Origin of the sequence: Streptomyces sp. WM4235, assembly GCF_001279725.1 — a bacterium.
GTDB lineage: Bacteria > Actinomycetota > Actinomycetes > Streptomycetales > Streptomycetaceae > Streptomyces.
Genome location: NZ_LGDE01000076.1, coordinates 1 through 6,225, shown reverse-complemented (window position 1 = coordinate 6,225; position 6,225 = coordinate 1). Strand labels below are relative to the sequence as shown.

1 protein-coding gene is annotated in these 6,225 nt (G+C 74.0%); it reads left to right on the top strand.

Features of this window, described 5'->3' with window-relative positions:
• Positions 1 to 6,225, top strand: a 6,225-nt coding sequence (locus tag ADK55_RS39655) for an SDR family NAD(P)-dependent oxidoreductase (RefSeq protein ID WP_234349959.1), incomplete at both ends; no start/stop codon positions are given.

The following is a 6,225-nucleotide window of genomic DNA, read 5'->3' as shown; positions in this document are numbered from 1 at the left end:
GAACCCGTGCCCTGGTACGCGCATCCGCTCCTGGTGGACGGGGTGTTCCAGGTCGTGAGCTGCGCGCTCCAGGACCTCACGGGAGCCGACGGCCCCCACCCCATGCTGCCGATCGGCATCGCCCGGTTCCGGGTCCTCACCGACCTCTCGGCGCTGTCGACCGGTGCCACCGTCCTGGTGCGCCGCACCGGCGTCGACGGCGCGTACGCGACCGCCGACGCGACTCTGCTGGGGCCCTCCCACGAGGTCGCCGCGGAGTTCGAGGGGCTCCGCATGCGGCGAACGGCCGCCGTCTCGCGAACGGCCGCCGCCTCGGCCCCGGCACGACCGGCAGGACCGGCAGCGCTGCCCATCAGCCGGATCGTGTGGCGTTCCGCACCGGCGGACGCCGCCCGGACCGAGCCGGTGACCGGTACCTGGGTGGTGCTGCACGACGCCGGCACGGACGGCCTCGGAGCACGCGCCGCCGGACGGCTTCGGGCCGACGGCGCCCGCGTGGTGGAGGTCGGCATCGGCCCGTCCGGACCGCGGGCGCACGAACACGCACAGGAACGGGCCGGCGACGGCGACGGTGACCGCGACCTGCGGATGCTCTCGCAGCCGGACGAGGAGGCGTTCCGGCGGCTCTGGGACGAGGTCGGGGACCCGATCGCCGGTGTGGTGCACCTGTGGAACGCCGGCGAGGTGTCCGACGGCGCCCAGGGGGAGGAGACGGAACTCCGCCTCGGCCTCTACGGCTGCCTGGCCGCCCTGCGGACCCTCGGCGAGCGGCAGCGCAAGGGCCGCTTCCTCGTCGTGACCCGGGACGGGCAAGCAGTCGCGGACGGAGACCGGCCGGTGCCCGCGCGCGCCGCCCTGTGGGGCTTCCTCCGTACCGCCGCCATCGAGTACTCGGGCCTGCGCCCCCGCCTCGTCGACATCGACCGGTCCTCCGACGACGCCCTCCAGGCGCTCCTCGCGGAACTCGGCGACAGCGACGGCCCGACCGAGACCGGCTACCGACAGGGTGTCCGCCGGGTACCCGTCCGCGTTCGCGACCGTTCCGCGCACGCCGCGCCCCGCTCACGCCCGGGGCCGGTCAGGCAGGGCGGCCACTACCTCATCCTCGGCGGGCACGGCGGTCTGGGCCTGGAGGTCGCCGACAGGTTCGCACGGGACGGCGCCGGCGTCGTCGCGTTGGTCAGCCGCTCCGGCGCGGCGGCCGTCGACCGGCAGCGGACGGCCGCGATCCGCGCACACGGCTGCGAGATCGTCTCCTACAGCGCGGACGTCACCACCCCCGGCGCCCTGGCGGCCGTGGTGCAGCGGGCCCGCGCCGAGTACGGAGTGCTGCACGGCGTGGTTCACGCCGCCGGCACGCTCAAGGACGGCCTGATCCGCAGCGCCACCGCCGAGGACATCGCCGCGGTGATGCGGCCCAAGGTCGACGGGGTCCGCGAGCTGGCGACCGCGGTGGCCGGGCAGGACCTGGACTTCGCCGTGTTGTTCGCGTCGGTCTCCGGCACGTTCGGCAACCTCGGGCAGGCCGGGTACGCCGCGGCCAACGCCTACCTCGACGCCTTCGCGCAGGCACACGGCTCGCCGTGGCTGAGCATCGACTGGGGCCTGTGGGGTGAGGTGGGCATGGGTACGGCCGTCGCCGAGCAGTTGCGGCGGCGCGGTGTCCGGCCGCTCGGCACCGCGGAGGGTCTGGACGCCCTCATCGCGGTACTGGGGTCGCGGGAAGACCCCCGCCAGGTCGTCGTCGCCCACCCGGACGCCGGCGACGAGGTCATCGAGCCGGAGGCCGCGGAAGCCGAAGCCGAAGTCGAAGCTCCCTCCGTCGTACGGGCCGAGGCGCGCACCGGCGTACCGAACACGGCCGGTGGGACGGCCGGGGCCGGCGGGTCGGGCGTGGGCGCCGGGGAACACGTCGCCGACGGCCTGGAGCGGTTCCTCGCCGAGCGGCTCGGTGTCGCCTCCTTCGACCGCGACACCCCCCTGTCGGACTACGGCATGAGTTCGATCATGAGCGTCGAGCTGTCGGAGGAACTGTCCCGCAGGTGGGGCATACACCTCCCGGCGACGCTCTTCCTGGAGTACGGCGAGTTCGCCGAGCTGGTGCAGGCCCTGACCGACCGCTACGGCGCCGCCACCGCGGTGGCCGCGCCGGAACCCCCCGAGCCGGTCGGGTCCGTCGAGCCCTCCCGGCCGGCCGAGCCCTCCCAGCGGGTCGGGCTTTCCGAGCCGGCCGACCTGGTACGGCCCTTCGAGCCCACCCGCCCCGGCGAGCCGCTCCCGGCATCCGGCCCCGACCGCCCGCTCCCGACACCGCGACGCCGCACGCGGGCCGACGGCCGTGACGCGGACGTGGCGATCGTCGCCGTCTCCGGTGACCTGCCGGGCGCCGCCGGCGGCGCGGTGGAGCTGTGGGACCTGCTCCGCTCCGGCGGCAACGCGTTCACCGAGGTCCCGGCGGAACGCTGGGACATCGACACCCACTTCGAGCCGCGCGGCCCCCGCATGACGGGCACCTACTGCCGCACCGGTGCGTTCGTCTCGGGCATCGACCGCTTCGATCCGAGCTTCTTCGGCATCTCCGTACGCGAGGCCGAGGAGATGGACGTACAACAGAAGCTGCTGCTGGAACACGCCTGGACGGTGCGGGACGACAGCGCTCTCGCCGACCGCCGCGACATCGGCGTCTTCGTCGGCGCCACCTACACCCACCACCGTGACACGCAGGGTCTGGAGACCGTCGGACCGCACACCGCGCTCGGCTCCATGAACGCGGTACTGGCCAACCGGATCTCGTACGCCCTGGACCTCACCGGCCCGTCGCAGACCGTCGACACCCTTTGCTCGTCCTCGCTCGTCGCCATCCAGCAAGCGGTCGCCGCACTGCGTGCGGGGCACTGCGGCGCCGCCATCGTGGCGGCCTGCCAGGTCGGCCTGACTCCTTGGTACTACCGCAGCCTGAGCCGGCTCGGCGCGCTGTCCGAGACCCTGCCGAGGCCCTTCGACGAGCGGGCGGACGGATTCCTGCCCGGCGAGGGCGCGTTGGCCGTAATGCTGAAGCCGCTCGCGGACGCGGAACGGGACGGCGACCGGATCTGGGGCGTCATCCGCGGTACGGCCGTCAACCACGGGGGCCGCGGCAGCGCCCTGCCGGTGCCCCGCAGCGAGGCCCAGGCCGCGGTCGTCCGGGCCGCGCTCGCCGACGCCGGACTGGCCCCTGCGGACGTCTCCCTGATCGAGACGCACGGCACCGCGACCCGGCTCGGCGACCCGATCGAGATCGCCGCGCTGACCGAGGTGTTCGGTGGCGACCCGGACCGCACCGGCCCGTGCCACATCGGGACGGTGAAGGGAAACATCGGACACCTGGAGCCCGCGGCCGGACTCGCCGGCCTGCTGAAGGTGCTGCTGTCCCTGCGACACCGGGAGATACCGCCCGTCGCCGGCCACGAGACCCCCAGCAGCCACCTCGACCTGTCCACCGGACCGTTCGTGATCCCGGTCGAGCCACAACCATGGACCTCGGACGGTCCGCGCCGGGCGGGGATCAGCTCCTTCGGCATGGGCGGCACCAACGCGCACATCGTCGTGGAGGAGTACATCGGGGAGCCCGGGTACGGGCAGTCCGGCCACGATGCCCCAGAGGCCGCCACCGAACGGGACGAGCATCTGCTCGTCCTCTCCGCCCACACCCCGCAGGCCCTGCTCCGGCGCATGGCGGACGTCCGCCCGCTGCTGGCGCGGGGGACCGCGGACGACCTGCGCGCCCTGTGCCGCTCCAGTGCCATCGGACGCGACCACCGGGCCCACCGGGTCGCCGTCCTGGGGAACACGGTCGACGAACTGAGCACCGCCTTGGCCACGGCGCTGCACCTGGCGGACCGGGCACCCGGCACCGTCGTACGCGGCGACACTCTGGTGGAGAGCGCCTCGACCGGGCTCGGCGGGCCCGCCCTGCGCTACGTCGCCGGCGGCACCGTCGACTGGGCCGCGGTGTACCCGGGCCCGCCGGCACGCCACCGCGCCCTGCCTCCCTACCCGTTCGGGACGCCGGCCGACACCGCGGTGACGTCCCCGCCCGCACCACCCGCCGGCCCTGCCGCGCAGGACGTGGCCGCTGCCCTACGGCGGCTCGCGCCCGCCCACCGGGTGCTGGGCGAGGACACCGTGCCCGGGGCGCTCCCCGTGGCCCTCGGGCTGCGCTCGGGCGAGGTCCTGCGCCGGATCGTCTTCACGGGCCGGGGAACCGGAACCCACTCCCTCACCAGTGACCTGGACGACCCCACCCGCAACGGACCGGCCGCCTTCCGTCACGCCGACCGGGTCATCGCCCGACTCACCACCACCGACACCCCGGCCGGCCAGGAGCCCGCCGCCGTCGACCTGGACGCACTGCGGGCCGGCCTCGGCCGGACCCTGCAACCGGACGGCCTCTACGCCTGGTTCGCGGCGAAGGGCATGGAACTCACCGCCCCGCTCCGCTCCATCGCCGAGGTGCACTACGAGCCGGGCCGCGTGCTCGTACGCATCGACGTTCCCGCCGACAGCCCCCTGGAGGCGCAGACGGTCGCGATCGACGCCGCCCTTCAGGCCATGGCCGTGCTCACGCTCGCGGACCCCGCCGCCCCGTCGGCCACCTATCTGCCGGTCTCCATCGGCCGGGCGACCCGCTGGGCGGATCCGGCGCGGACGGTGTTCGTGTTGCTCGAAGGCGCCGAGCCCGCGAGCGACGGCACGCGACGCGGCGACGCGACGCTCTTCGCCGCCGACGGCCGGGTGTTGGCCCGGCTCGACGAAGTCGAGTACCGGACGGTGGCCGCCGACGACGCACCGCCCTCTCGCCCCGCCCACCGCACGCCGCACGCCGCGGCATCGGAGGCGGCGATCGTCACGGTGGTACGCGACGTCCTGCGCGACCCGGGTGTCACCGCGACCACCTCACTGTCCGCCGCGGGCCTCGACTCCATGCTGGCGACGGCCATCGCGGCCGACATCGAGACGGAGTACGGGGTACAACTCAGCCCGACGGACGTCCTGGACGCCGCGGACTGCCGTACCCTCGCCGCGCACGTCGCCGAGCTGGCGGCCGACGGAGCGTTCACCACAGACCCGGACACAGACCCGGCCCCGGCCCCGGTCGAGGGCCCCGAGGCGGCGGCCCCCGAGGCAGCGGTCCCCGAGGCGGCGGTCCCCGGCGCGGCCTCGGCCACCGCCGGTCCGGCAGTCCTCGAAGACACGGCGGCTGCCGAGGACATGGCCGTCATCGGCCTGGCCCTGGCGCTCCCCGGTGCCTCGGACCCGGAGCGGCTCTGGTCCCTCCTGGCCGGCGCCGGCGAGGAGATCCACCCGGCGCCGGCCCACCGCTGGGGACGGTACGCGGATGGTCACGAGCCCGACATGGGCGGATTCCTCGACAACGTGGAGGAGTTCGACGCCCGGTTCTTCGACTTCTTCCCCAAACAGGCGGAGGTCCTCGACCCGCAGGTCCGCTGGCTGCTCCGTACCGCCTGGGAGGCACTGGAGTCGGCCGGCCTGCCGCCCAGGCAACTGGCCTCCTCCACCGGCGTGTTCGTGGGCGCCAGTTACCAGCACTACAAGGACTACAACATCGAGCCGGAGCTGGACGCCCCCAGCGGTCTCGGCAACCACAACGCGTTCCTCGCGAACCGGGTGAGTTACTTCCTGGATCTGCACGGGCCGAGCATGACGATCGACACGTTGTGTTCGTCTTCGCTGGTCGCCCTGCACACGGCGGTGCGCAGCATCCGTGACGGCGAGTGCGACCAGGCGATCGTGGCCGGTGTTCGCGTCGGCATGTCCCCGCTGCACTACGTCGCGATGCGAAACCTGCGAGCCCTGTCGCCTTCGGGTGCCTCCCGGCCGTTCGATGCGGGGGCGGACGGGTTCGTGCCGGGTGAGGGTGTGGTGACGGTGGTGGTGAAGCCGCTCCGGGCCGCTTTGCGGGACGGTGACCGGATCCGGGGTGTCATCAAGGGCAGTGCGGTCAATCACGGTGGTCGTACGAGTGGGTTGACGGTTCCGAGCAGTGCGGCGCAACAGGAAGTGATCTCCGCGGCGTTGCGGGACGCGGGGGTGTCGGTGGACTCGATCGGTCTGGTGGAGGCGCACGGGACGGGGACGGGTCTGGGTGATCCGATCGAGGTGGAGGGTTTGACCCGTGCGTGGCGTGGGGTGACGGACAGGTCGCAGTTCTGCGCGATCGGTTCG